This window comes from Nonomuraea sp. NPDC049714 (genome assembly GCF_044465295.1).
GTDB lineage: Bacteria > Actinomycetota > Actinomycetes > Streptosporangiales > Streptosporangiaceae > Nonomuraea.
Map to the genome: position 1 here is coordinate 353909 of NZ_JBITLM010000011.1, position 23001 is coordinate 376909.

General features: G+C 72.4%; 22 protein-coding genes and 1 pseudogene. 7 read left to right on the top strand and 16 right to left on the bottom strand.

The window, feature by feature from the left end:
- Positions 1-173 precede the first annotated feature (173 nt).
- The 6 genes from ACIBQX_RS36720 to ACIBQX_RS36745 form a co-directional block, all read right to left on the bottom strand.
- Positions 174-2948, bottom strand: a complete 2775-nt coding sequence (locus ACIBQX_RS36720) for an AAA family ATPase (RefSeq protein ID WP_397012837.1) — start codon at positions 2946-2948, stop codon at positions 174-176.
- Positions 2949-3100: 152 nt separating this feature from the next.
- A complete protein-coding gene (locus ACIBQX_RS36725) occupies positions 3101-4039 on the bottom strand; it encodes a hypothetical protein (protein ID WP_397012839.1) in 939 nt (312 codons plus the stop codon).
- Positions 4036-4527, bottom strand: a complete 492-nt coding sequence (locus ACIBQX_RS36730; RefSeq protein WP_397012840.1) for a hypothetical protein — start codon at positions 4525-4527, stop codon at positions 4036-4038. Before ACIBQX_RS36730 ends, ACIBQX_RS36725 begins: the two co-directional genes overlap by 4 nt.
- A gap of 3 nt (positions 4528-4530) precedes the next feature.
- Complete coding sequence (locus ACIBQX_RS36735; protein WP_397012842.1) at positions 4531-5745, bottom strand: macrolide family glycosyltransferase; 1215 nt, start codon at positions 5743-5745, stop codon at positions 4531-4533.
- Positions 5742-6749, bottom strand: coding sequence for a patatin-like phospholipase family protein (locus tag ACIBQX_RS36740; RefSeq protein ID WP_397012844.1), 1008 nt, complete (start codon positions 6747-6749; stop codon positions 5742-5744). The genes ACIBQX_RS36735 and ACIBQX_RS36740 overlap by 4 nt, the downstream gene beginning before the upstream one ends.
- A 91-nt stretch (positions 6750-6840) precedes the next feature.
- Positions 6841-7680: an aldo/keto reductase gene (locus tag ACIBQX_RS36745; RefSeq protein WP_397012846.1), complete on the bottom strand. Its 840-nt coding sequence runs from the start codon at positions 7678-7680 to the stop codon at positions 6841-6843.
- Between the two features lie 224 nt (positions 7681-7904).
- Here ACIBQX_RS36745 and ACIBQX_RS36750 point away from each other — a divergent pair, with 224 nt between their 5' ends.
- The 3 genes from ACIBQX_RS36750 (at position 7905) to ACIBQX_RS36760 (ending at position 10812) form a co-directional block, all read left to right on the top strand.
- Positions 7905-9032: an alpha/beta hydrolase family protein gene (locus ACIBQX_RS36750; protein ID WP_397012848.1), complete on the top strand. Its 1128-nt coding sequence runs from the start codon at positions 7905-7907 to the stop codon at positions 9030-9032.
- 98 nt (positions 9033-9130) lie between these two features.
- Positions 9131-10114 (top strand): permease, encoded by a 984-nt coding sequence (locus ACIBQX_RS36755; protein WP_397012850.1) that lies wholly within the window; start codon positions 9131-9133, stop codon positions 10112-10114.
- 5 nt (positions 10115-10119) lie between these two features.
- A complete protein-coding gene (locus ACIBQX_RS36760) occupies positions 10120-10812 on the top strand; it encodes a TIGR03943 family putative permease subunit (protein WP_397012852.1) in 693 nt (230 codons plus the stop codon).
- A 6-nt stretch (positions 10813-10818) separates the two neighbouring features.
- Here ACIBQX_RS36760 and ACIBQX_RS36765 read toward each other — a convergent pair whose 3' ends face one another.
- Genes ACIBQX_RS36765 through ACIBQX_RS36780 form a run of 4 tightly spaced genes read right to left on the bottom strand, consistent with a single transcriptional unit; the run spans position 10819 to position 14928 of the window.
- Entirely contained in the window at positions 10819-12033 is a 1215-nt protein-coding gene (locus ACIBQX_RS36765) for an MFS transporter (protein WP_397012854.1), read from the bottom strand.
- A complete protein-coding gene (locus ACIBQX_RS36770; RefSeq protein ID WP_397012856.1) occupies positions 12030-13022 on the bottom strand; it encodes an ABC transporter substrate-binding protein in 993 nt (330 codons plus the stop codon). Before ACIBQX_RS36770 ends, ACIBQX_RS36765 begins: the two co-directional genes overlap by 4 nt.
- Positions 13019-13813, bottom strand: coding sequence for an ABC transporter ATP-binding protein (locus ACIBQX_RS36775; protein WP_397012858.1), 795 nt, complete (start codon positions 13811-13813; stop codon positions 13019-13021). The genes ACIBQX_RS36770 and ACIBQX_RS36775 overlap by 4 nt, the downstream gene beginning before the upstream one ends.
- A gap of 2 nt (positions 13814-13815) precedes the next feature.
- Positions 13816-14928 carry a FecCD family ABC transporter permease gene (locus tag ACIBQX_RS36780; RefSeq protein WP_397012860.1) on the bottom strand — a complete coding sequence of 371 codons (1113 nt, stop codon included), beginning with the start codon at positions 14926-14928 and terminating at the stop codon, positions 13816-13818.
- Positions 14929-15029: 101 nt separating this feature from the next.
- Between ACIBQX_RS36780 and ACIBQX_RS36785 the strand changes: the two genes are divergently transcribed.
- A complete protein-coding gene (locus ACIBQX_RS36785; RefSeq protein ID WP_397012862.1) occupies positions 15030-16160 on the top strand; it encodes a CobW family GTP-binding protein in 1131 nt (376 codons plus the stop codon).
- A 47-nt stretch (positions 16161-16207) separates the two neighbouring features.
- On the opposite strand, the pseudogene rpmF reads toward ACIBQX_RS36785, so the two are convergent.
- The 3 genes and pseudogenes from rpmF to rpmB form a co-directional block, all read right to left on the bottom strand.
- A pseudogene (rpmF, locus tag ACIBQX_RS36790) lies at positions 16208-16285 on the bottom strand (50S ribosomal protein L32); the annotation flags it as partial.
- A 2-nt stretch (positions 16286-16287) separates the two neighbouring features.
- Positions 16288-16587, bottom strand: a complete 300-nt coding sequence (gene rpsN / locus ACIBQX_RS36795; protein ID WP_397012864.1) for a 30S ribosomal protein S14 — start codon at positions 16585-16587, stop codon at positions 16288-16290.
- On the bottom strand, positions 16587-16823 hold the full coding sequence (rpmB, locus tag ACIBQX_RS36800; RefSeq protein WP_397012866.1) for a 50S ribosomal protein L28: 237 nt from the start codon (positions 16821-16823) through the stop codon (positions 16587-16589). Before rpmB ends, rpsN begins: the two co-directional genes overlap by 1 nt.
- 94 nt (positions 16824-16917) lie before the next feature.
- On the opposite strand from rpmB, the gene ACIBQX_RS36805 reads away from it, so the two are divergent.
- Positions 16918-17745 carry a class I SAM-dependent methyltransferase gene (locus tag ACIBQX_RS36805; RefSeq protein ID WP_397012868.1) on the top strand — a complete coding sequence of 276 codons (828 nt, stop codon included), beginning with the start codon at positions 16918-16920 and terminating at the stop codon, positions 17743-17745.
- A gap of 71 nt (positions 17746-17816) precedes the next feature.
- On the opposite strand, the gene ACIBQX_RS36810 is transcribed toward ACIBQX_RS36805, so the two are convergent.
- Positions 17817-18176: an ArsR/SmtB family transcription factor gene (locus tag ACIBQX_RS36810; RefSeq protein ID WP_397012870.1), complete on the bottom strand. Its 360-nt coding sequence runs from the start codon at positions 18174-18176 to the stop codon at positions 17817-17819.
- Positions 18177-18228: 52 nt separating this feature from the next.
- On the opposite strand from ACIBQX_RS36810, the gene ACIBQX_RS36815 reads away from it, so the two are divergent.
- Positions 18229-20295 carry a heavy metal translocating P-type ATPase gene (locus ACIBQX_RS36815; protein WP_397012872.1) on the top strand — a complete coding sequence of 689 codons (2067 nt, stop codon included), beginning with the start codon at positions 18229-18231 and terminating at the stop codon, positions 20293-20295.
- A gap of 156 nt (positions 20296-20451) precedes the next feature.
- Here the strand turns inward: ACIBQX_RS36815 and ACIBQX_RS36820 are convergent, their stop codons facing one another.
- Together ACIBQX_RS36820 and ACIBQX_RS36825 are read right to left on the bottom strand one after the other, a co-directional pair.
- On the bottom strand, positions 20452-21294 hold the full coding sequence (locus ACIBQX_RS36820; protein ID WP_397012874.1) for an alpha/beta fold hydrolase: 843 nt from the start codon (positions 21292-21294) through the stop codon (positions 20452-20454).
- Positions 21295-21328: 34 nt separating this feature from the next.
- Positions 21329-22171 carry an alpha/beta fold hydrolase gene (locus tag ACIBQX_RS36825; RefSeq protein WP_397012876.1) on the bottom strand — a complete coding sequence of 281 codons (843 nt, stop codon included), beginning with the start codon at positions 22169-22171 and terminating at the stop codon, positions 21329-21331.
- Positions 22172-22336: 165 nt separating this feature from the next.
- On the opposite strand from ACIBQX_RS36825, the gene ACIBQX_RS36830 reads away from it, so the two are divergent.
- A complete protein-coding gene (locus tag ACIBQX_RS36830) occupies positions 22337-22795 on the top strand; it encodes a MarR family winged helix-turn-helix transcriptional regulator (RefSeq protein WP_397012878.1) in 459 nt (152 codons plus the stop codon).
- Positions 22796-23001 lie beyond the last annotated feature (206 nt).

The window sequence follows — 23001 nt, forward strand, 5'->3', positions numbered from 1 at the left end:
GCTCGCTTGCGTCCCGCACTATGGACAGGGCAGGGCACCCGATTTGTGACAGGCGGCCGGAAACGCGGCCACACAGCCGACGGAGAAGGACCGCATGATCGGACCGGATCAGGTGCCGTGGCACGCGCCGACGGCCGGCGAACCGGTCAAAACCCTGCCACGGGCCCGGCGCGTCAGGCCGTAGCCGCCGCCGTGCCTTCGAGCAGGGTGGTACGGATCTGCCTGCGGGAGGCGATGCCGAGCTTCGCGAAGACCTTGCGCAGGTGCCATTCGACGGTGTGGGGGCTGATGAACAGCTGGGCGCCGATCTCGGGGTTGGTCAGCCCGTCACCGGCCAGGCGGGCTATCTGCGCCTCCTGGGCGGTGAGGGTGGTGTGCACCTCGGCGGTGCGCTTGCGCACGGTCTCGCCGGTGGCCTGCAGCTCGCGCCGGGCGCGTTCAGCGAACGCCTCGGACCCCATCCCGCTGAGCATCTCGTACGCGATGCCCAACTGCTCGCGCGCGTCGACGCGGCGGTTCTCCCGGCGCAGCCACTCGCCGTAGAGCAGCCGGGCGCGGGCCAGCGATGTCCGGACCTCGGTGCGGCCGAGCCGCTCGATCGCCTCGCGGTAGAGGGTCTCCACCGCCGGTCCGTCGCTCACCTGGGCGCGGGCGCTCGCCGAGGTGCCGAGGGCCCAGTCGGTGCCGCTGGCCTGGGCCATCTCGTCGAGCCGCCGGGCGGCCTCGGCGGCGCGGGCGGGCCGGCCGCTCCGGGCGGCGGCCTCGACGAGCTCGATCAGGGATCTCATGAACGTCCCCCCGAGCTCCTGCGGGTGCTCGGCGCCTCGCTCGGCCGCGTTGTAGGCCTCCTCGTAGCGGCCGAGGCCGTTGTAGAGCACCGCGTTCGCCCATTGGGTGGCGGTCTGGACCTTGCCTTCCCCTTGCAGGGTCGTGTCGCGGATGACCGCTTCGCTCGCCTGACGCGTCGCGGCCTCCCGGCCCCGCCACGGCTCCAGCACCAGGGACGCGTACTGGGCCAGGGAGCGGCTGCCCGTGACCTCCCCGATCGTCATCGCCTCGGCGACCAGCGTCTCGGCCACGGCGAACTCACCGGCGAGGACCCGGTTCGACACGAGCATGTGCAGCGCGGGCGACAGCACCGACAGCGCCCCGGTCTCGCGGGCCAGGTCTGCCAGCCTCGCGGACAGGACGGACCAGCTGTCGAAGTCCCAGGCGTTGTGGGCCATGCGGCACGCGAGCGGGAGCCAGCCGAGGCCCTCTTCCCTGGAGACCCCTTCGGCGCGGAAGGCGTCCAGGGCCCGCAGCACCAGGGGCACGCCCGCCGCGTAACCCTCGGTGGCCAGCACGGCCACGCCGTTCAGCAGCAGATCGTTGCGCTGCGGCGGCGGGCCCGGCGGTGCGGCGAGCGTCGCCTCGGCGATGTCGGCCATCTGCGCGCCGCTCGGCAGGCGGCCGGCGGCCATGGCCGCGTTCAGCGCGTCACGGTAGGTCTCGCGGGCCAGCCCGGCGTCCAGCGGCTCCAGCCGCCGGGCCGCGCCGAGCAGGAGCGGCAGGGCGGCGCCGGCACTCGTGGCGGCGAACACGACCCGGCCGCGCAACAGGCCGACCTGGGCGAGACTGCGTTCGTCCAGGAGACTGAGCTCGGCCGCGTCCAGCAGCTCCAGCGCGGCGTCGTAGCCCCCGGCCTGGTACTTGGCCCGGGCCGCCGCCAGCGCTCTGGCGCCTCGGCGGGCGGGATCGGGGGTCAGCTCGGCCGCCCGCTCGTGGAACGCGGCCGCCGCGGCGACGCCGCCGCGTGCCTGCGCGCGGTCGGCGGAGCGCTCCAGCTCGACGGCCACCGTCTCGTCGGGGCTGGCCGTCGCGTTGGCCAGATGCCAGGCCCGGCGATCGGGATCCGCCTGTGCGTCGGTCGCGTCGGCCAGCGCGCGGTGCACGTCCTGCCGGTCCTGTGGGGTCGCCACCCGGTAGGCGGCCGAGCGCACGAGCGGATGGCGGAACCGCACGCGCGTCCCGATGGAGATCAGCCCCGCCGCTTCGGCCGACGACGCGGCGGACGCCTCGATGCCGAGCTGCTCCGCGGCCCGGGTCAGCAGGGTCACATCGCCGACCGGCTCCGCCGCCGCGATGAGCAGCAGCCGCTGCGTCTCGGCGGGCAGCGACTGGACCCGCCGCAGGAAGCTCTGCTCGATCTGGCTCGCCAGCGGCCGGGCGTCGGGCCGGCCGAACCCACCCGCCAGCTCCCCCGGCGTCAGCCCACGGGGCAGCTCCAGCAGGGCCAGCGGGTTTCCCTGCGTCTCGGCGACGATCCGATCCCGTACGTGCTCGTCGAGCCGCCCCGGCGTGACCGAGTCGAGCAGGGCGCGGGCGTCGCCGTCGCTCAGCCGACCCACCTCCAGCTGCTCCAGCCCCGCCAGCTCGGCTTCGAGACCGGGCTCGCGCACCGCCAGGACCAGCCCGATCGGCTCCGCGAGCAGCCGCCGCGCGACGAAGGCCAAGGTCTGCGCGGAGACCTCGTCCAGCCATTGGGCGTCGTCGACGAGGCAGATCAGCGGCCCCTTCTCCGCCGCGTCGGCGAGCAGGCTGAGCACCGCGAGCCCGACCAGGAAACGGTCCGGCGGAGCTCCCGCTCTCAGGCCGAACGCCGTCCCGAGCGCGTCACGCTGCGGCTCCGGCAGGCGGTGGAGCTGGTCCAGGAACGGGGCGCACAGCTGGTGCAGTCCGCCGAAGGCAAGCACCATCTCCGACTCGACGCCCGCCACCCTGGCGATCCGGCAGCCGGACGCGCTGCGCCGTACGTGCTCCAGCAGCGCCGTCTTGCCGATGCCGGCCTCGCCGCGCAGCACCAGGACCGAGCTGCGACCGGCCTGCACGGTCGTCACCAGCCGGTCCAGCGTCTCGCACTCGAGCTGCCGCCCGCGCAGCTGCGACCCAGGATTCGTGCTTGCCATCGGCACCGCCCCTCGCCGACCGTATGCCCGCCGGCCAGCGAGCTGGCGAAGGGAGGAGGCGACCGGCACTACGTCTCGCGTCGGCCAGCAGCCTACCTCTCCCATGTCGATCAGCGCGCCCGGGCAGACGGGCGGCGGCTCGGCCGGCCCGCTCATCGCACCGGATCGGTTCTAGCGGCCATCGCGCCGCGCTGGGCGCGGATGACCGCGATGACGGTGCCGGCGGTGCGGTCGAGGTGGCTGCGGCCGTCGGGCAGCAGCTCCTCCGGGCTGATGTAGCTGCGCCGCCCGACGTGGGTGGCCGGGTCGAGCCGGTGCACGGTGATCTTTCCGGCGCGGTCGGCCCGGTTCCAGCCGCTGCGCCGGAACAGCCGCCAGCGCTGGGGGAACATCCAGATGCCGACCCGCTCGATCCGGTCGCCGGCGCTGGTGAGCTGATGCAGGTGATGGGCGTAGGTGAGATCGTTGGCGCCGTTGTGGAACCCGCCGATGGTGATCAGCAGGAGCGGGGCGCGCAGCTCGGTGTGCAGTTGCTCGACCGCGCCGGTGGCGACCTGGGCGCCGCCGCTGTAGCTGAGCAGCACCACGGGTATGCCGCTGTCCGGCCGGTAGCCGGCCAGGCGCAGCTGGTGGGCGATCTGCGCGCCCACCGCGCGGTTGTACAGGGGACGGTACCTCCGGTCGGCCGCGACGAAGATCTGCATGACGTTGTGCAGGAACAGCAGGAGCCCGATGCGGCGGCGCAGCCAGGCCCACACGGGCCGGTCGACGAGCGGGTCGGCCAGCGGGGAGTACGGCTGCACCTGCCCCAGCACGCGCAGCTCCGGCGCCCCGGCGATCAGGGCCTTGACCAGCTGACCCCCGTCGCGGGTGTCGCGGAAGCGGCGCTTCCCGATGCCGTCCAGGTAGACCAGGTAGGCGTCCGGGGGACGGTCGGGGTCCGCGCCCCGCGCGTACGGCATGCCCCGCGGAAGCTCGGCGGTGGGCGTCCGCCAGCCGGCGGTGTACGCCATCACCTCGTAGCGGGCGAGCAGGGCCTCGGCGAGCAGGACCGGACCGAGGACCAGGACGAGAAGCGGGAACTCGGTCATGTGAGCGACTCCTGTACCTCGGCGACACTGATCCGCACGACCAGTCGCCGTACGACGTCGACGGCGGCGGCGAGGCCGACCCCGGCGACGGCGACGCAGCCCGCGGCGACCCACCACCCCAGCCCGGTCATCGCGGCGAGCGAGGTGGCGAGGCCGGCGCCGACGCCCACGAGGAGCAGCAGGTGCAGCAGCGGCCCGAGCAGCGGGAACGCGATGACGGCGGTGAGAACCAGCGGGGTGACCTGGGCGGGCGTCCAGGTCAGCGTGGCGACGCCGGACACCGGAGCGGACAGCGTCAGCTCGGCCACGGTCCATGCGGACAGCGGCCACAGCGCGAACACGGCGCCCTCGACCACGGCTCCGGTCAGCAGAAGCCTGATCGCGTGCGACCGCGACACGCCGGCTCGGCGAGCCACCAGGGGCAGGATCCGCCCGGCGGACTCGGACAGCCCGGCGATCAGCAGCAGGACGACGACGAGGGGTGACATCGGTCAGCGCTCCTGCGGCACATCGGCCAGGGGGCTGACCTTGCGCAGGCGGCGCAGGTAGTGCTCCAGCTCGTGGGCGGCACGCCGGTAGCCGCCGGCCTCGCGCTGGACGATCCGCATGCTGGCCGCCGCGGCCCGGAAGCGCGGCTCGTCGAGCAGGCGCCGGGCGAGGGCGTGCACCCTTTCCGGGGAGGCGTCCTCGGTACGGAGCGACAGGCCGGTGCCGACCTCGACGACGCGCCGGGCCACCAGGGGCTGATCGGCGCCCTGAGGGACCACCAGCATCGGCACCCCGGCGTGCATGGCCTCGTTGACGCTGTTCATCCCCCCGTGCGTGACGAACAGCGAAGCGCGGGCCAGCACCTCCGGTTGCGGCACGGAGTGGCGGGCGATCACGTTGGCCGGCAGCGGCTCCAGCGTGGCCGGATCGGTGTGCCCGGTGGAGACGATCACGGTGCCGCCCAGCGGTGCGAGCGCGGTGGCGAAGGTGCGCAGCAGGTGCGGGCCGGCGTCGAACACCGTGCCCAGCGAGGCGTACAGCACCGGGCCTCGCAGGTCGGCCGGGAACGTGGTGTCGGCGGGACGGGCGCCCAGGCTCGGGCCGACGAACTGGTAGGAGTGGTCGAAGGCGTCCACGCCGGGCTGGAACGCGCGCGAGGTGAAGACCAGGTTGAGCGGCTGGCGGATGTTCAGGAGGTCGAAAAGGGGCAGGCCACGGGTGGCGTAGCGGCGGCGCAACTCCCACCGCGACCGGAGGTAGCCCCGGACGACGCCGCGCCGGGACGCCGCCGAAGCCAGCAGCTCCCACGAGGCGCGGGTGGGGCTGAGCGCTTCCCGGTTGAACGCGAACGTGGTGAACGTCGACGCCGCCGGCACCCCGAGCACGCGCGCGGCGACCGCCCCCCAGGGGCAGGCGGCGTCGTGCACGATCAGGTCGGGCCGGGCGCGCCGCAGGTCGGAGAGCACGGCGGGCAGCAGGCCGACGGCGGTGCGCGCGAGCCCGTCCAGCAGCGTGATCGGCATCGGCGGATCGGGGAGCGGCTGGTCGCCCCCGGCGTAGAGGTACACGCTCGCGCCGGTGGCCGCGATCTCCTCCGAGAACGCGGGCGAGGTGTGGTAGGTGACGGTGTGGCCACGGCGGACGAGCTCGGCCACGACCGGCAGCGTCGGATTGATGTGCCCGTGCATGGCGATGTTGAGGAACGCGATGGTGCTCATCGGGCCACCCCCGAGACGAAGGCGGTCCGTGCCCTGCCCAGGCCGGCCGCCGGCGCGGGCGAACCGTCGATCCGGTACAGTCCGGGCCCGCTGATGCTCAGCCCGTCGAGGAAGCGGCCCGCCGCGAGCGAGGCGGTGGCGATCAGCCGCCGGGACTGGCCGAAGTCCCACGGCGCGGGCCAGGTCTCGACCCCGGTCGGCAGCACGACGGTCGGAATCCGTTCGGACACCTCGTGCAGGTCCCGCTCGATCTGATCGTGCCAGAGCAGCAGCCCCGCCCTGGCCGCGACCGCGCCGGCCCGCCGGGGCGGGATGATCGGGCGCAGCGGCCAGCTCGTCGGCCCGGTCGACAGCACCAGCACGCTGGCCGCACCTGCCCGCAGGGCCGCCCGCACCGGGACCAGGGCGATCACCCCGCCGTCGACGAGCGTGCGGCCGTCCCGGTCCACCGGGGGCAGGACCCCCGGGATGGCCGCGCTCGCCAGCAGCGCGGACTCGAGGTCTCCATGGTCGAGCAGCGCCTGAGCGCCGGTGGCCAGATCCATGGCCACCGCGGTGAAGGGGATCTCCAGCTGCTCGATCCGCGACGGCAGCCCGGCCCGGGCGATCAGCCTGCGCAGGCCGCGATCGGCGAAGATGCTGGCCCGCGAGGACAGGAAGCCGAGCGGGAACACCTCACGGCGACGTGCCTGGGTCCACACGCGGTCCAGCCAGGGTGCGGCCGTGCCGGGGTGGGCGGCCGCGATCGCTCCGTTGAGTGCGCCCACCGAGGTCCCGACGATCAGATCCGGTACGAATCCGCGCTGCTCCAGCGCGTACCCGATGCCGACCTGCGCGGCCCCGAGCACTCCCCCGCCGCCGACCACCACCGCCACCGGACGGGGCAGGGTGCGCAAGCTCGCCGGTGACGGGGACCGCGTGCCGCCCATCATGGCCTGACGCTCCCGCTCGCCGACGTCGTCGGGAGCCGGGGAGGCCGATCTCCGGCTGTATGTGACACTCATGATCAGTCCTCTCCACCACGGCGGCGCATCGAGGCCTTCCTCAGCTAAGACACGGCAGCCGGCCCATCTGTGACACCCTCGGCGTCGCCGGTCAGGCGAGGTCGGCCAGGTCCTCCTGGGTGAGGCTGATCGACCGGGCGGTCAGGTTCTCCTCCAGGTGCGCCACGGAGCCGGTGCCCGGGATGGCCAGGGTGACCGGCGACAGCGCCAGCAGCCAGGCCAGGGCGATCTGATGAACGGTGGCGCCGTGCCGTTCGGCCACCTTGACCAGGCCTGGGTCGTCGATGTCGGCCCTGCCGCCGCCGAGGGGGAAGAAGGGGACGAAGGCGATGCCGGCCTGCGTGCAGGCGTCCAGGACGGCGGTCTCGTCGCGATGGGCGAGGTGGAAGTTGTTCTGGACGGCCGCGACAGGGGCGATCGTGCGCGCCTCGGCGAGATGGCCGGCGTCGACGTTGCTGATGCCCAGGTGGCGGATCAGGCCCTCCTCGCGCAGCGCGGCGAGCACCTCGAAGCGTTCGGCGAGCGACTCGCCGCGCGGGGGTTCCACCGTGCCGATGCGCAGGTAGACCAGGTCGAGGTGGTCCACGCCCAAGCTTTCGAGGTTGGCTTCGACTTGGGGCCGGAGATCGGCGGCGGTGCCCTGGCCGGGGCCGCCGGGACCGAAGACGGGGCCGACCTTGGTGGCGATGACCAGGGCCTCCGGATACGGGAACAGGGCCTCGCGGATCAGGGTGTTGGCGCGCACCGCGCCGTTCTCGCTGCGGTAGAAGTCGGCGGTGTCGATGTGGTGGACGCCGAGCTCGACGGCACGGCGCAGCACGGCGCGGCCGGACTCGGGGCCGCGGGCTTGCCCTGCTTGGGGCAGGCGCATGGCGCCGAAGCCGAGCCGGTCGATCGTCAGGTCGCCGCCGAGGCGGAACTGGTCGGTCATGTCTCTCCTCGTGATGGGGGTGGCCGCGAATCCGCCCACGTCTACCATCGTTACGTTCACGACAGTATCACTCGATACCATATGTCGTGACAACGGTGTCGCGGAGGACGTCCCAAGTGCCCTCGACCTGGCCGGAAGAGAGGGCCGGTACCTACGAAAGTCGCGGGTGCCGTGTGACTTTCGCCGGGGACGGTCCGGCGGGGTCGCGCGGCATGGTTGAGCGCATGAAGAAGATCATGGCCGCGAGCGTGCTCGCGCTCTCCGCATCACTCCTGACCCCCCTCGGCACGACCCCGGCCCAGGCCGCCGCGCCCAGGACCGCCCTGCCGGCGCCGACCGGCGATCTCCCGGTCGGCCGGACCGACCTGCACCTGATCGACTCCAGCCGCCCCGACCCCTGGGTCGCCGACCGGAACGTACGCGAGCTGATGGTCACCCTGTGGTACCCGGCGCGTAAGACCAGGGGCAGGACCGCGCCCTACGTCACGCCGAAGGAGTCCGAGCTGCTCATGAGAAGCGAGCCGCGGCTCGACGACCTGCCCGCGGACACGCTCGCCAAGGTCCCGGCGCACGCCCGCGCCGGAGCGCCCGCGGTGACGCGGAAGGGCGGATGGCCCCTGGTCGTGCTGTCCCCCGGCATGACCATGCCGCGCGCGACCATGACCTCGCTGGCCGAGGAGTTCGCCAGTCGCGGCTACCTGGTGGCGGGGATCGAGCACACCTACGAGTCGCTGGCGACGACCTTCCCTGACGGCCGGACCGTCACCTTCGAGGCCGGTAAGGCCGGTCAGACCCCGGAGACGGGGGCGAAGGTGGCCCGGGTGCGGGCCGCCGACACCGAGTTCGTGCTCGACCGGCTGGGCAGGAGCAAGCGCTGGAACCGGCTGATCGACGAGCGGAGGATCGCGATGGTGGGACACTCGGTCGGCGGCCAGAGCGCCGCTCACCTGCTGCCCGTCTCCGAGCGGATCAAGGCCGCGGTCAATCTCGACGGCACCTACAACCCCAAGACGCCGGCCAAGCCGGTGAACAAGCCCTTCATGATGATCGGCAATCCCCGGCACGCGCCGGAAGCCGGCGGCAAGGACGGCTCATGGGACGCGTTCTGGCCGCACGTGACCGGCGACTGGAAGCGCCGGCTGACCGTCACCGGCGCCGAGCACATGAGCTTCGTCGACTACGCGGTGCTCCTGCCGCAGCTCGGGCTGCCCGTGGCGCCGATGGACGGCAAGCGCTCCATCGAGATCACTCGTGCGTACGTCACCGCCTTCCTCGACCTGCACCTCAAGGGCGAGCGTCAGCCTCTGCTGGACAAGCCGTCGAAGGACTATCCCGAGGTGAGGTTCGGCTAGACCGCGATGGCCGTGTGACACCTGATGCAGGATTGAATTCGGTTATCAGACCCGCGAAACAGCTGATTTGTCGGGTCTGAACCTGCCAGGATGTGCCAATGTCTGCTCCGCCCTCCCTTGAGGCGCCACCCGCCCCGGCGGATCGCACGGAGCGGCCGCGCATCGCCATGCCCTGGCTGCTCCTGGCCGTCGTCCTGCTTCTGCTGGCCGGCCGTTTCCTGATCGGTCCCCAGTCCGCCTCCCCCGCCGTGCAAACGTGGGCCACGATCTTCGTGGCGATCTGCGTCCAGGCGCTGCCCTTCCTGGTGTTCGGCGTCGCCATCTCGGCGGCGATCTCGGCCTTCGTGCCCGCGTCCTTCTGGACCAGGGCACTGCCGAAGAAGCCGGCGGTCGCGGTGCCCGTCGCCGGGCTCGCGGGAGCCGTGCTGCCGGGTTGCGAGTGCGCGTCCGTGCCCGTCGCGTCCGGGCTGATGTCGCGCGGCGTGGCACCGGCGGCGGCGCTGGCGTTCCTGCTCTCCTCCCCGGCGATCAACCCCATCGTGCTGGTCGCGACCGCGGTGGCCTTTCCCGGCCAGCCGCTGATGGTGGTGGCCAGGTTCGGCGCCTCGCTGCTGGTGGCCGTCACGGTGGGGTGGCTGTGGCTACGCTTCGGCAGGGCGGACCTGTTGACGATCCGTAAGCCTCATCACGACTCGTTCGTCGGCGCCATGCGGCACGACCTCCTGCACGCGGGCGGCTTCCTCATCGTCGGCGGGGTGGCCGCCGCGACGCTCAACGTCGTGGTCCCGCGCGAGTGGCTGACCACGGTGGCGGACGTGCCCTGGCTGGCGATCCTGGTCCTGGCGCTGCTGGCGGTGCTGCTGTCGATCTGCTCGGAGGCGGACGCGTTCGTGGCCGCGTCGCTGACCGCCTTCTCCCCGACGGCGAAGCTCGCGTTCATGGTCGTCGGGCCCATGGTGGACCTCAAGCTGATCGCCCTGCAGGCCGGCACGTTCGGCAGGGCGTTCGCGATCCGGTTCGTCCCGCTCACCTTCGTGCTCGCCGTGGCGGTCAGCGCCGTCGTAGGAGGGATCCTGCTGTGAACCGGATGTCGCAGAACCTCGTGCTCATGCTGCTCGGCGGGCTGATGCTGGGCATCTCCGCCTTCTCGACGGAGTACGTGAACTACGTCAAGGAAGGCTTCCGCCCGTTCCTCATCGCGGCCGGCGCGATCATCGTGCTGATCGGCGCGATCGGGCTCGTTCAGGATCTACGGGGGCTGAGCACCGAGCACGGCCATCACCACAAGGGACCTCGCGTGGCCTGGCTGCTCTGTCTCCCGGCGTTCGTCGTGCTCATGATCTCCCCGCCCGCCCTCGGCTCCTTCGCGGCGAGCCGTACGGAAGCCCCTCCCCCGATCCGGCCTCCGGACGTCATCGAAGCCCTCGATCCGGTCAAGGCCGCCAAGGGCGCGAAGCCGATCGATCTGCCTCTCGGCGAGTACACGTACCGGTCCTGGGAGAAGGGCGGCAAGTCCCTCGCGGGCAAGACGCTGCGGCTGGTCGGCTTCGTCACCCCGTCGAAGAAGACGAACCGGTGGTATGTCACGCGGATGCACATGAACTGCTGCGCGGCGGACGCGTTCGCGATCAAGGTGGCGGTGCTGGGCGTGCCGCAGCCGGCGGCGGACTCCTGGATCGAGGTGACCGGCACCCCGATCAAGATCAAGCCAGACCAGATCCCGCAGATCACCGCCGCCAGCGTACGGCCCGTCGCCCAGCCCGAATTCCCCTACGAGTAGGCCGGCTCACCGGGAGAAGCCGCGACTGGTGGGCACCAGAGCCGCAGCGGCGGGGGCCAGGAAGCACACCAGCGCGCAGGCCGCCAGCACCGGCTCCCAGCCGAAAGCGTCGAGCGCGGGCGCGAGAAAGGCCAGACCGGCGGGGGCCAGGCCATAGGAGACGAGGAAGTCCAGCGACGACACCCGGGCGAGCAGGCGCGGCTCCACCTCGCGCTGCGTGGCGGTGAACCACGGCACGTTGAACAGCTCGATGCCCAGCCCGGCCAGCGCGTACGCGGCGAACACCACGGCCGGGTGCACCGGCAGCAGCAGGCTGAGCGGAGCCAGCCCGTACAGGGCGAGACCGGCCAGCGCGACCCGCCCCGGCGCGCGCGGCCGCCAGCGCGCCATGAGCGCGGCGCCGGCCAGCGCGCCGACGGTGTACGCGGTGAGCGCCGCCGCCAGCACCGCCTCGGTCCCGTAGCGATCCCGGCTGACCAGCGGCAACGCCACCCCGGTGACCGAGTAGCCGGTGAAGATCACGGCGGCCAGCGCGGCCAGGCCGGCGAGGAACCACGGATGCCGCCGCGCCTCCCGCACGCCCTCGCCGAACTCCGCCACGAACCGGACCCTGCCTCCCACCGGCACGGCCTGGCGTACCCCACGCGGCGGAAGGAGCGCGGCGATCAGCCACAGCAGGCCCGTACCGGCCAGCAGCGCCCAGGTGTCGAGCACGACCGCCAGCAGCGCGGTGGCAGCCGGCGCGACCAGGGTGGTGACGCGCACGGCCAGGGTGATGGCGGCGTTGGCGCGCTGGCGCTGGTCCGCGTCGACCACTTCGGCGGTCAGCGCCTGGAAGGCGGGCCGGCACGCGCCCTGGCCGGCGCCGACGACCGCGGCCGCCAGGCTCATGACCAGGACGGATCCGCCGAGACCGAGCGCGATGAACGGGGTGGCGAGCGCGGCGGCCAGGCCGGACCACAGCACCACCGCCCGGCGCGAGTAGCGGTCGGCCAGCACCCCGCCGACCGGTACCGCGACCAGGAAGCCCGCCGTTCTGGCGGCCAGCGCGAACCCCAGCCCGGTGGCGGTGAGCGTCCGGTCGAGAACCGCCAGGCCGAGGATGAACGGCAGCGCCCAGGTCGCCAGGCCGGAGGCGGTGGTGCCCGACCACAACCGCAGGAAGGCGGAGTCCCGCAGGACCGATCGGCCGCCGGCAGCGGTCGTGGCCCTGCCGGTCACTTCTTGAGCTCGCGCAGGTACGTGGCGAACCCTTCCAGGCCGTCGATGTTGCGCGGCCCGCTGATGCCCTCGTTGTAGTCCAGGATGTGGAAGCGGTCGTTGACGACGGCGGGCAGCTTGCTGGTGGTAGGGAACTCCTTCAGGAACTTGATCTTCTCCTGGGCGGGCTTGTCCCCGTAGTCGAGGATGATGATGACCTCGGGCTCGGCCTCGACGACGGCCTCCCAGGTGACCTCGCTCCAGCGGGCGTCCAGGCCGGCGAAGACGTTCCTGCCGCCGGCGAAGCGGATGATGTCGTTCGGCGGCACCTGGCTGCCGGCCGTGAACGGCTTGTCGGTGCCCGAGTCGTACAGGAACACCGGCACCGGCTCGCCCTGGGGAGCCTGGGCGCGCACGGCCTCGACGCGTTCGCGGTAGTCGGCGACCAGCGAGCGGGCCCGGTCCTCGACGCCGAAGATCTTGCCGAGGCGTTCGAGATCGGTGTAGAGGCCCTCGAAGGGCGTCACGCGCTCCGGGTGGCCCGGGTAGTTGAAGCAGGATTCGGTGTGCATGAAGCTCTGGATGTTCAGGCCGTCGAGAATGGCCGGGGTGATGCCGCGCTGGTCGCTGAAGCCCGAGCGCCAGCCGGCGACCACGAAGTCGGCCTTGGCGTCGACGACCAGCTCGCGGTTGAGCAGGTCGTCGCTGAGGAACCTGACCTTGGCGTACTCGGCCGCCCAGGGAGACTCCTCGACCGGCGGGTTGGCCGGCGGCATGACATAGCCGTGGACGTGCCGGGTGAGCCCGAGCGCGAACATCTTGTCCGCGCTGCCGCCCTCGTACACCACGGCCCGCTGCGGGAGGGTGTACGCGACCTCCTGCCCGCACCTCTTGACCGTCACCTTCGCGGCGGCGGACCCGCCCTCCACCTGGGCGCCGCACCCGGCGAGCAGCAGCGTTCCCGCCAGGATCGAGGCGGCCAGCGGGCGGGGACGAAACAGAGTGATCACGCGGGGGTTCCTTCCATGGGTTCGGCCGAGCTCAGGTCGTAGAGCACCTGGGGGACTCCGGTCAGCGGATGCGGGACGACCGTCGCCTCGACGCCGAAGACGTCGCGCAGGAGTGTCTCGGTGAGGACCTCCCGCGGCGTCCCGGAGGCGACGAGGCGTCCCTGGGACAGCACGGCCAGCCGGTCGCAGGCGGACGCGGCGAGGTTGAGATCGTGCAGCGTGACCAGCACGCTGAGCCCGCTCTCCCTGAGCATCGCCAGCAGCCGGATCTGGTGGTGCAGGTCGAGGTGGTTGGTCGGCTCGTCGAGGATCAGCACCTGCGGCTCCTGCACCAGGGCGCGGGCCACCAGGACCCGCTGGCGCTCGCCGCCCGACAGCGACAGCACGCCACGCCCGGCCAGGTGCAAAACCTCCATGCGGGCCATGGCCCGACGGCACAGCTCGCGCTCGCGGGCGTTGAGCGCCTGGTTGCCGCGCAGGTGCGGAGCACGGCCGAGAGCGACGATCTCTTCGACGGTGAAGTCCAGGTCGGCGCTTCCCTCCTGGGTGAGCGCGGCGATCAGCCGGGCGCTGTCGCGCAACGGCATCCGGGCCAGGTCCGCGCCGTCGATCCGGACCGCGCCGCCCGTCGGCCGTAACGCCCGGTAGACGCACCGCAGGGCGGTCGTCTTGCCCGACCCGTTGGGGCCGATCAGTCCCACGATCTGCCGCGTGTCGACCGCCAAGCTCAGATCGTGTACGAGGGCGGCGCCGTCGATGGAGACCGAGATCTCGTCCAGCAGCAGGCGCATGGTCAGCGTCCTCCGAACAGGTAGCCGCGGCGGCGCAGCAGCGTGACGAACACCGGGACGCCCACCAGCGCGGTGATCGCGCCGATGGGCAGCTCCCTGGGCGCCACCAGGGTCCTGGCCACCAGATCGGCCCACACCATGAAGATGGCCCCGACCAGCGGCGCGATCGTGAGCACACGTACATGCGCCGCGCCGACCCACAGCCGCACCAGGTGCGGCATCACCAGGCCGACGAAGCCGATCGCGCCGCTGACCGCGACCATCGCCCCCGTGGCCAGCGAGGTCAGCACGAACAGCCCCCGGCGCAGCCGCGCGGTGTCGACACCCAGGCTGAGCGAGGTCTCATCCCCCAGCGCCAGCACGTCCAGGCTGCGGCCGAGCCGGCGCAGCACCACGGCGGAGACGACGACGGCGGCCGTCACGACGGGCAGCGATCCCCAGGTCGCCGCCCCGAACCCGCCCATCGACCAGAACAGCACCGTGCTGGTGGCCTCACCGTCGGGCACGAAGTAGACGATCACGCTCATCACGGCCTGGAAGCCGAACGCCATCGCCACCCCGGTCAGCACCAGCCGCAGCGGCATCAGGCCACCGGCGCCCCGCGAGGCCAGGTAGACCAGCGCGGAGACCAGCAGCGCCCCCAGGAAGGCGCCGGCCGACACGGCGTAGATCCCCAGCACGGTGAGCGCCCCCGAGACGCTGACCGCCACCGCCCCCGCCGACGCGCCCGAGGACACCCCCAGCACGAACGGGTCGGCCAGCGCGTTGCGCACCATGGCCTGGATCGCCACGCCGACCGCGCTGAGCCCCGCGCCGACCAGCACCGCGAGGATCACCCGCGGCGTGCGGACCTGCCAGATGATCTGGTACGCGGTCACCTCGTCGGCCTTGATGGACCCGCCGGTCAGAGCCGCCCACAGGTAGCGCAGCGTCTCCCCGGGAGGCACGGCCGCGGCGCCCAGGCCGATCGCCAGCAGCACCGACGCCCCGAGGACGCAGACGAGCAGGACGACGATCAGGGGCAGCGGCCATGCCGTGGATCGAGGGCCTTCGGTGCCGGGGCCGGCGGGGTGCGGTTCAGCCGCCGGAGGGGCTGCCGCGGGGAACGATCTCAAGGACGACTCCGATAACGAGAATCATTTTCGTAGACGATAGCACCCTCCTTTATGCGAGGATGACGACAATGATTTTCATTTCATATCAGAGGAGGCCCCACGTGCCCATCCCCGTCGCCCTGATCGCGGGCCTGCACGGCAACGCCCGGACCGCCGCGGTCGATCGGCTGCTGCGGCGCCATCCGGGAGCCGTCGCGATCCACCACGACCTGCGCTCCATCGGCGCGGGCCGGGTCGAGCGCGTGGCCCGCGACGTCTCGGGCGTGCTGGACCTGGCCCGGGTACGCCTGCCGCACGGCTGCGTGACCTGCGCCGTCCGCGAGGATCTCCTGCCCGAGCTGCTGCGCCGCGCCGCCACCGCCTCCCTGCTGATCGTGGACCTGTGGGACTCGGTCGAGCCGCGCCCGGTGGCCGAGGCGCTGGCCGGGCAGGAGGTCTCCGAGCGGCTCCGGCTGGCGTGCGTCCACACCGCGCTGGACGCCGAGCACCTGCCCGTGGACATCTGCCGGGGCGACCGGCTCAGCGAGACCGGCCACGCGGCGGGCCGCGACCGGCGCTACCTGGCCGAGGTGCTGGCCCGGCAGATCGAGTACGCCACCAGCCTGTCCCTGCACGGCGGCGACGCCGAGGACACCGAGCTGTCGGCCGCCGTGCTGGGCCACCTGGCGCCGCATACGCCGATCCGCCCCGGACCCGAGATCACCGATGCCACGCTCCTCGTGGGCGAACTGGCCGAACGCGTCGCCCCGGCCACCGCCCAGCTCCCGGCGGACGCCCGGACGGGTGAGATCACCACGGTCGTCTGGCGCCGCCTGCGCCCGCTTCACCCGGGACGGCTGTTCGACGCCATGGACGAGCTGGTCACCACCACGGTCCGCTCGCGTGGCCGGTTCTGGCTGGCCAACCGGCACCAGCGCATGCTGGCCTGGGACGCCGTGGCCGGCGCGATCTCCGTCGAGGACGCCGGGCCGTGGCTGGCCGCGCTGCCCGAGGCGGCCTGGGACCTCATCGCGCCGGCCCGGCGCGCCGCCGCCGCCCTGGACTGGAACCCGATCATCGGCGACCGGGTCCAGCATCTCGTCCTCACCGGGCCCGACCTCGACCGGGACCGCATCGTCTCCCTGCTCGACTCGTGTCTGATCGGCCGCCACGACGCCCTGCCCGGCGCCGCTGAGTGGGCCGGCCTCGACGACCCGTTCGGCCCGCTGCTCGACCTGAGCGAGAGCTCGTGAACCCTGCGCGCGGCCTCCCCGAGTGCGGGCCGGGGGCCTCATCAGGGCGTGAGCGCGGTGGCCTTCCACTGGCTGCGGCGGTGGCGGGTGTTGCTGCGGGAGGTCTCGCGCTTGGGGACGGCCACGGTCACCAGCTCGCTTTCGTGATGCCGGGCAGCTCGCCGCGATGGGCCATCTCGCGGAAGCGCACCCGGGAGAGCCCGAACTTGGTCAGGTGCCCGCGCGGCCGTCCGTCGACGGCGTCGCGGTTGCGGACGCGGGTGGGGCCGGCGTCGCGCGGCTGGCGGCTCAGCTCGCGTACGGCCTGCTCGCGCTGCTGCGGGGTGCCGGTGCGGATGAGCTCCTTCAGCTCGGCCCGCCGTGCGGCGTAGCGCAGCACCACGGCCTTGCGGCGCTCGTTGGCGGTGATCTTGCTTTTCTTCGCCATCAGACCTTCTCCCCTCGTGCCCGGATCCGGGCGATGGCCTGCTCGATGCCGATCTTGTCGACGGTCTTGATCGCCCGGGCGCTGAGGGTGAGCCGCACGAAGCGGCCCTCGCCGGGGAGCCAGTAGCGGCGGCTCTGGATGTTGAGGTTCCACCGTCGGCGGGTGCGGCGGTGGGAGTGGGAGACGTTGTTGCCGAAGATCGGCTTGACGCCGGTGAGCTGGCAGTGCGCGGACATCAGGTCCTTCCCGTTTCGAGTTCCGGTGATGAGACTGTGCCATGATAACGACAATGGTTTTCATTACAAGGCTGGGCTCAATGGAGGCATCCTCATGACATCCGCCGGCATCGGCACGGTCTTCGACAGCGCCGCCGCCGAGTACGCCGAGGTCTCCCCGTGGCTGTGGGACCGCATCGGAGAGGCGGCGGTCACGGCCGCCCGGATCCGGCCCGGCGAACGCGTGCTGGACCTGTGCTGCGGCGTGGGCTCCTCGGCCATCCCGGCCGCGAAGGCGACCGGGCCGCAGGGGCACGTGGACGCCGTCGACCTCGCCGGCGAGCTACTCGCCCACGGCCGGCGCCGCGCGGCGGGCGAAGGGCTGCGCAACACGCGCTTCGTCCAGGCCGATGCCACCGCCTGGGAGCCCGGCCAGGGCAGCCTCTACGACGTGGTGCAGTGCGTTCACGGCGTGTTCTTCCTGCCGGACATGGACGCGGCGGTCTCCCGTCTGACCAGGTTGCTCCGCCCGGGAGGACGCCTGGCCATCACCACGTGGGCCGAAGGCGCGATGGAGGGCTTCGGCCGGCTGCTCGCCGAGGCGGTCTCGCGCGTACGGCAGACCCCCGTAGGTCCGCCCGGCGGCAAGCAGGCGGCGTCCCGGATCGACACCGAGGAGGAGCTGGCCGGATGGCTGACCGCGCGGGGGCTGACCCGGGTCACCGTCACCCGGTCGCCTCTGCGCGTCCCCCTGGACGCCACGCTCGCCTGGCGGATCGCGCTCGGCAGCGGCTTTCGCGGCATGCTGACCGGCCTGCCCGACCCCACCGTCGAACAGGTGCGCACGACCTTCGCGCACCTCCTCGGCGAACGCCGCATGGGCGAGCTCGACGCCACCTCACTCATCGGTACGGGCACTCCCGCCACGCCCCCACCCGCCTGAGTCTCATCACCGGCCCCGCCCGCCTGACCTCACCCCGCCTGACCTCACCACCGGCCCCGCCCGGCGTGCCGTCAGGAGGCGGCCGTCTCCTCGGCCGTGCGCGATGGCTGGTCGCGGTCGAAGTGATCGGCGTGGAACAGCCCTTCCGACAGCAGGCGGCGTACGTGCTCGTCGGCGGCGCTGTAGTAGACGAAGGTGCCCTCACGGCGGCCCTTGACCAGACCCGCCAGGCGCAGCTTCGCCAGGTGCTGGCTGACGGCGGTGGGCGCGGCGTCGGCGAGCTCGGCCAGGCAGGCCACGTTGGACTCACCCTGCAGCAGCGCCCACAAGATCTTGATGCGGGTGGGGTCGGACAGCAGCCGGAACGACTCGGCCGCCAGGTGCACCTGCTCCTCGTTCGGCATGTCGAGGTCCGGCAACGACGTGTGCATGCCCCAAGCCTACTCCTTCCTATCTGCGCACATGCGTATATACGCTGATACTGTGACAACGAAGCTGAGCACCCCCATCGGCAGTGATCTCGCCGCGCCGCCACCCTCGCGAGCCCTGTCGTCGTGGCGGGCGGGGATGTGGTCGCTGCCCGAGGTGCGCTGGGCGGCCATCGCGACCGTGCTGTTCGCCGCCGGTGGCATCAATCAGCTGGCCGGCGCGCCCGCCTGGCTGTGGTGGGGCCTGTATCTGGCCTGTTACGCCGCCGGCGGCTGGGAGCCGGGACTCGCGGGCGTGCGGGCGTTGCGCGAGCGGACGCTGGACGTCGATCTGCTGATGGTCGCCGCCGCGATCGGCGCGGCCTCCATCGGTCAGGTCTTCGACGGCGCGCTGCTCATCATCATCTTCGCCACCTCCGGCGCGCTGGAGGCGCTGGCCACCAAGCGCACCGAGGACTCGGTACGCGGGCTGCTGGATCTGGCCCCCGAGCAGGCGAGCAGGCTGAGCCCCGGCGGGCGGGAGGAGGTCGTCGAGGCGGCCGCCCTCCACGTGGGTGAGACGATCCTGGTCCGGCCCGGGGAACGGATCGGCGCCGACGGCCAGGTGCTGTCCGGCGCCAGCGCCGTGGACCAGGCCGGCATCACCGGCGAGAGCCTGCCGGTCGACAAGCAGCCTGGGGATGAGGTCTTCGCCGGGACGGTGAACGGCACCGGCGCGCTTCGGGTGCGGGTGACGCGACCGGCGAGCGAGACGGTGGTCGCCCGGATCGTGGCCATGGTGGAGCAGGCCAGCGCCACCAAGGCGCGCACCCAGTTGTTCGTCGAGAAGATCGAGCAGCGCTATTCGATCGTCATGGTCGCCGCCACGGTGGCATTGTTCGCGCTGCCGCTCCTGTGGGGCACGCCGGTGCAGGACAGTCTGCTGCGCGCGATGACCTTCATGATCGTCGCTTCGCCCTGCGCGGTGGTGCTGGCCACCATGCCGCCGCTGCTGGCCGCCATCGCCACCGCCGGGCGGCACGGCGTGCTGGTCAAGTCGGCGGTGGTGATGGAGCAGCTGGGCACCGTCACGGCGGTCGCCTTCGACAAGACCGGCACCCTGACCGAGGGCCGCCCACACCTGACCGGCGTGCATGTCCTCCCCGACGCCGGTCTCACCCCCGACCGGCTGCTCGCGCTGGCCGCCTCCGCTGAGCAGGATTCGGAGCACCCGCTGGGCCGCGCCGTGGTGGCGGCCGCCCACGCGGCGGGGCTGCCCGTGACCCAGGCCCACGAGTTCGCCTCCGAACCCGGACGCGGCGTGCGGGCCCACGTCGAGGGCCACCACATCGAGATCGCCAGTCCGGCACACCTCCTCACCGGCAGCGAGGACACCCGTCCAGCACGCCTGCTCCCCGGCAGGGAGGACGGAGGTGGCGGCCCGCACGGTTCGGACGGAGGTGTCGGCCGGCTGGTCGATGAGTTGCAGGGGGGTGGGCACACGGTGGTGGTCGTGCGGGTGGACGGTGTCCCGGCCGGGGTGCTGGCCCTGGCCGATCGGATGCGGCCCGGCACCGCCGGGGCCGTGGCGCACCTGACGGAGCTGACCGGCTCCGCGCCGGTGCTGCTGACCGGCGACAACCCGAGGGCCGCGGCCAAGCTGGCCGCCGAGGCCGGAATCGGTGAGGTCCGCGCGGACCTCCTCCCGGAGGACAAGGTCGACGCGGTGCGTGAGCTGCAGGCGGCCGGCGGGCGGGTGGCGCTGGTCGGCGACGGCGTCAACGACGCCCCCGCGCTGGCATCCGCCCACGTGGGCATCGCGATGGGCCGCACCGGGTCCGACCTGGCACTGGACACCGCCGACGCGGTCATCACCCGCGACGAACCGGCCACCGTCCCGGCCGTCATCGCGCTGGCGCGGCGGGCTCGCCGGCTGGTGATGGCCAACCTCGCCATCGCCGCCGCCTTCATCGCCGTACTGGTGGCCTGGGACCTGTTCGGCGATCTGCCGCTGCCGCTGGGCGTGGCCGGGCACGAGGGTTCCACCATCATCGTCGGCCTCAACGGACTGCGCCTGCTGCGCGACGCCGCCTGGCGTCGCGCGGCAGGCAGGAAGGAAAGCCGCACCCGGACCCGCCGCTGAGATCTTCGAGCTAGCCGGTCACCGCGTCCCCTGAGCCTGGCGGGCGCCTGATCGCGGCACCAGCGACGACGGCACCTCGGCGAAGAACGCGCTCATCAGCCACGCAGCCGGCAAGGCGCGATCGGGCGCCTTGCCGGATCCGTACCGGTGTTTCGCTCAGTTCCGCAGGAAGGTCAGCAGTGCCTCGTTCACCTCGGTGGCGTGCGTCCACAGCAGGCCGTGGGGCGCGCCGTCGATCTCCACATAGGTGGCGGCGGGGAGCATGGCGTGGAAGGGGCGGGCGGTGGCGTCGATGGGCAGGATGCGGTCGGCCGTCCCGTGCACGATCAGGGCGGGCACACCGGACCGGGCCAGCGCGGCCACGTCCGCGCGGAAGTCGGTGGTCCAGGTCGGCACCGCCGCGACCGAGGCGTACGCCGACGCGCCGGCGGCGACGTTCCAGCTCTGCCGCAGGGCCGCCTCGCTGATCCGGCTCCCGAGCGTCTCGTCGGTGTTGTAGAAGTCGGCGTAGAACGCGTCGAAGTAGGCGTAGCGGTCGGCGGTGACGGCGGACAGGATGCCGTCGAAGACCGACTGGTCCACGCCGGTCGGATTGTCGCCGGTCTTGAGCAGGAAGGGCTGCAGCGCGCCCAGGAAGACGACCTTGCCGACCCTCTCGGTGCCGTACGTGCCGACGTATCGGGCGACCTCGCCGCTGCCCATGGAGAACCCGGCGAGCACGACGTCGCGCAGATCGAGGGTGCGGAGCAGGATGTCGAGGTCGGCGGCGAAGGTGTCGTAGTCGTAGCCCTTCGTCGGCCCGCTCGACCGGCCGAATCCGCGCCGGTCGTAGGTGATCACCCGGTGTCCGGCGTCGAGGAGTGCCGTGACCTGCTTCTCCCAGGAGTGGCCGTCGAGCGGATAGCCGTGGATGAGCACGATCGGCCGGCCGGAGCCGTGGTCCTCGTAGTAGAGCCGGATCGGCGTGGTGTTCTCGGTGCCTACGGTGATGTGAGCCATGGTCGTACGAGCCTTTCGGGAAGAGGTGGGCGGGTCAGCGCTGAGCGGCCGCGCGCTCGATCAGGTCGGCCACGGCGTCGCTCCTGGAGACCAGGACGGCGTGGGAGGCGTCCTTGACCTCGACGACGGCGCGGGCGTCGGCGCGCTTGGCCATGAAGCGCTGGGCGGCGGCGGGGATGTTCTTGTCCCCGGTCGGGATCAGCGCCCAGGAGGGAATGTCCTTCCAGGCCGGGGCCGCGGAGGCCTCGTTGAGCGCGGCGGCGGTGATGGGACGCTGGGTGGCGGCCATCAGGCGGGCGGCGCGGGCGGGCACGTCATGGGCGAACTGCTTGCGGAACTTGCTCTGCTGGACGTAGAGGTCGGTTCCGCCGCCGGCCAGCGGGACCTCCTGCAGGGTCTCGCCGAGCGTGCTGCCGGGATACTTGCCGGCCAGGTCGGCGGCGCTCTCGCCGCTTTCGGGGAGGAAGGCCGCGACGTACACCAGGGCCTTGACGTTGTCGTTGCCGCGGGCGGCGTTGGTGATGACCGCGCCGCCGTAGGAGTGTCCGGCCAGGACGACCGGGCCCTTGATGCTCTTGAGCAGGTCGGCGGTGTAGGCGGCATCACTGGCCAGGCCGCGGAGCGGGTTGGCCGTGGCGATGACGGTGTGGCCGCGGCGCTGCAGGCGTTCGGCCACACCGTTCCAGCTGGAGGCGTCGGCGAACGCGCCGTGCACGAGCACCACGGTGGGCTTGGCCGTGCTCGGCGTCGCGGCGGACGCGGCGGTCGTGGTGTTCGCGGCTGTCGCAGCCGACGCGGCGGGCGCGGCGGCTGCGACGGCGAGAAGGGAGACCGCGCCTGCGAGCAGGGCGGTGATGGGGCGGCGGAAGCGGGCCATGACTGGGCTCCTCGGGTTGTCCTGCGCTTCGAACACGATGAACCCTAGCCGATTGAATCGTGTACGAGGTAGTCGTATGCGATGTGCTCTCGCTCACAATGGGCGTGGTCGTTTGAATCGCCTGCGATTTAGTCGGGCGGGCCCGATCTCGGCTAGGCTCACGTCATGAGACCTGATACCGAGGACGACACCGGGCCGCTGGCGGCGATGCTCTGCTTCGACCTGTACGCCGCTTCGCGCAGCGTCACGTCCGTCTACCGGACCCTGCTCGACCCGCTCGGCCTGACCTATCCGCAATATCTGGTGATGGTCGTCCTGTGGCGGCACGAGGAGTGCACGGTCCGCGAGGTCCTGCAGGAGCTGCAGCTCGACTACAACACCGTCTCCCCGCTGCTCAAACGGCTGGAGACGCGCGGCCTGCTGATCCGGCGCCGCCGCCCCGACGACGAACGCTCCGTCACCGTGGCCCTCACCGACGAGGGCCGGGAGATGCGGGAGCGGACCCGCCACATCCCGGAGATCATCGGTGAGGCGATGGGGATCGACGGGCCCACGATCGCCAGGCTGCAGGAGATCCTGCGCACCATCACCACCTCCGCCACCGCCCGCGCGGCGGCGAGCTGACCCACCCCGCGGTCCCGTTCTCCTGGTGGAGAAGGCGCGTCCTAGTGGCCCGTCACGCAACCTTGGCCGGGTAACTGGTCCAGCTGCGGATAGGTGAACTGGCCGCGAAGCTTGTCTTGGGTTGTGCGCGAGCGTTGCGCCAGCGCACGTAGGCACCGATCGCCGCGTTCTGCTCATCGTGGCTGCGGTGGTCGGTGCCGTTGAGG

Excerpts from the sequence above, each read along its gene's own strand:
- rpsN (WP_397012864.1), bottom strand. The coding sequence starts at position 16,587 with ATGGCGAAGAAAAGCAAGATCACCGCCAACGAGCGCCGCAAGGCCGTG.
- ACIBQX_RS36720 (WP_397012837.1), bottom strand. The coding sequence starts at position 2,948 with ATGGCAAGCACGAATCCTGGGTCGCAGCTGCGCGGGCGGCAGCTCGAG.
- ACIBQX_RS36745 (WP_397012846.1), bottom strand. The coding sequence starts at position 7,680 with ATGACCGACCAGTTCCGCCTCGGCGGCGACCTGACGATCGACCGGCTC.
- ACIBQX_RS36755 (WP_397012850.1), top strand. The coding sequence starts at position 9,131 with ATGTCTGCTCCGCCCTCCCTTGAGGCGCCACCCGCCCCGGCGGATCGC.
- ACIBQX_RS36820 (WP_397012874.1), bottom strand. The coding sequence starts at position 21,294 with ATGGCTCACATCACCGTAGGCACCGAGAACACCACGCCGATCCGGCTC.
- ACIBQX_RS36735 (WP_397012842.1), bottom strand. The coding sequence starts at position 5,745 with ATGAGCACCATCGCGTTCCTCAACATCGCCATGCACGGGCACATCAAT.
- ACIBQX_RS36760 (WP_397012852.1), top strand. The coding sequence starts at position 10,120 with ATGTCGCAGAACCTCGTGCTCATGCTGCTCGGCGGGCTGATGCTGGGC.
- ACIBQX_RS36810 (WP_397012870.1), bottom strand. The coding sequence starts at position 18,176 with ATGCACACGTCGTTGCCGGACCTCGACATGCCGAACGAGGAGCAGGTG.
- rpmB (WP_397012866.1), bottom strand. The coding sequence starts at position 16,823 with ATGTCCGCGCACTGCCAGCTCACCGGCGTCAAGCCGATCTTCGGCAAC.
- ACIBQX_RS36830 (WP_397012878.1), top strand. The coding sequence starts at position 22,337 with ATGAGACCTGATACCGAGGACGACACCGGGCCGCTGGCGGCGATGCTC.
- ACIBQX_RS36775 (WP_397012858.1), bottom strand. The coding sequence starts at position 13,813 with ATGCGCCTGCTGCTGGACGAGATCTCGGTCTCCATCGACGGCGCCGCC.
- ACIBQX_RS36750 (WP_397012848.1), top strand. The coding sequence starts at position 7,905 with ATGAAGAAGATCATGGCCGCGAGCGTGCTCGCGCTCTCCGCATCACTC.
- ACIBQX_RS36730 (WP_397012840.1), bottom strand. The coding sequence starts at position 4,527 with ATGTCACCCCTCGTCGTCGTCCTGCTGCTGATCGCCGGGCTGTCCGAG.
- ACIBQX_RS36740 (WP_397012844.1), bottom strand. The coding sequence starts at position 6,749 with ATGAGTGTCACATACAGCCGGAGATCGGCCTCCCCGGCTCCCGACGAC.
- ACIBQX_RS36825 (WP_397012876.1), bottom strand. The coding sequence starts at position 22,171 with ATGGCCCGCTTCCGCCGCCCCATCACCGCCCTGCTCGCAGGCGCGGTC.
- ACIBQX_RS36805 (WP_397012868.1), top strand. The coding sequence starts at position 16,918 with ATGACATCCGCCGGCATCGGCACGGTCTTCGACAGCGCCGCCGCCGAG.
- ACIBQX_RS36725 (WP_397012839.1), bottom strand. The coding sequence starts at position 4,039 with ATGACCGAGTTCCCGCTTCTCGTCCTGGTCCTCGGTCCGGTCCTGCTC.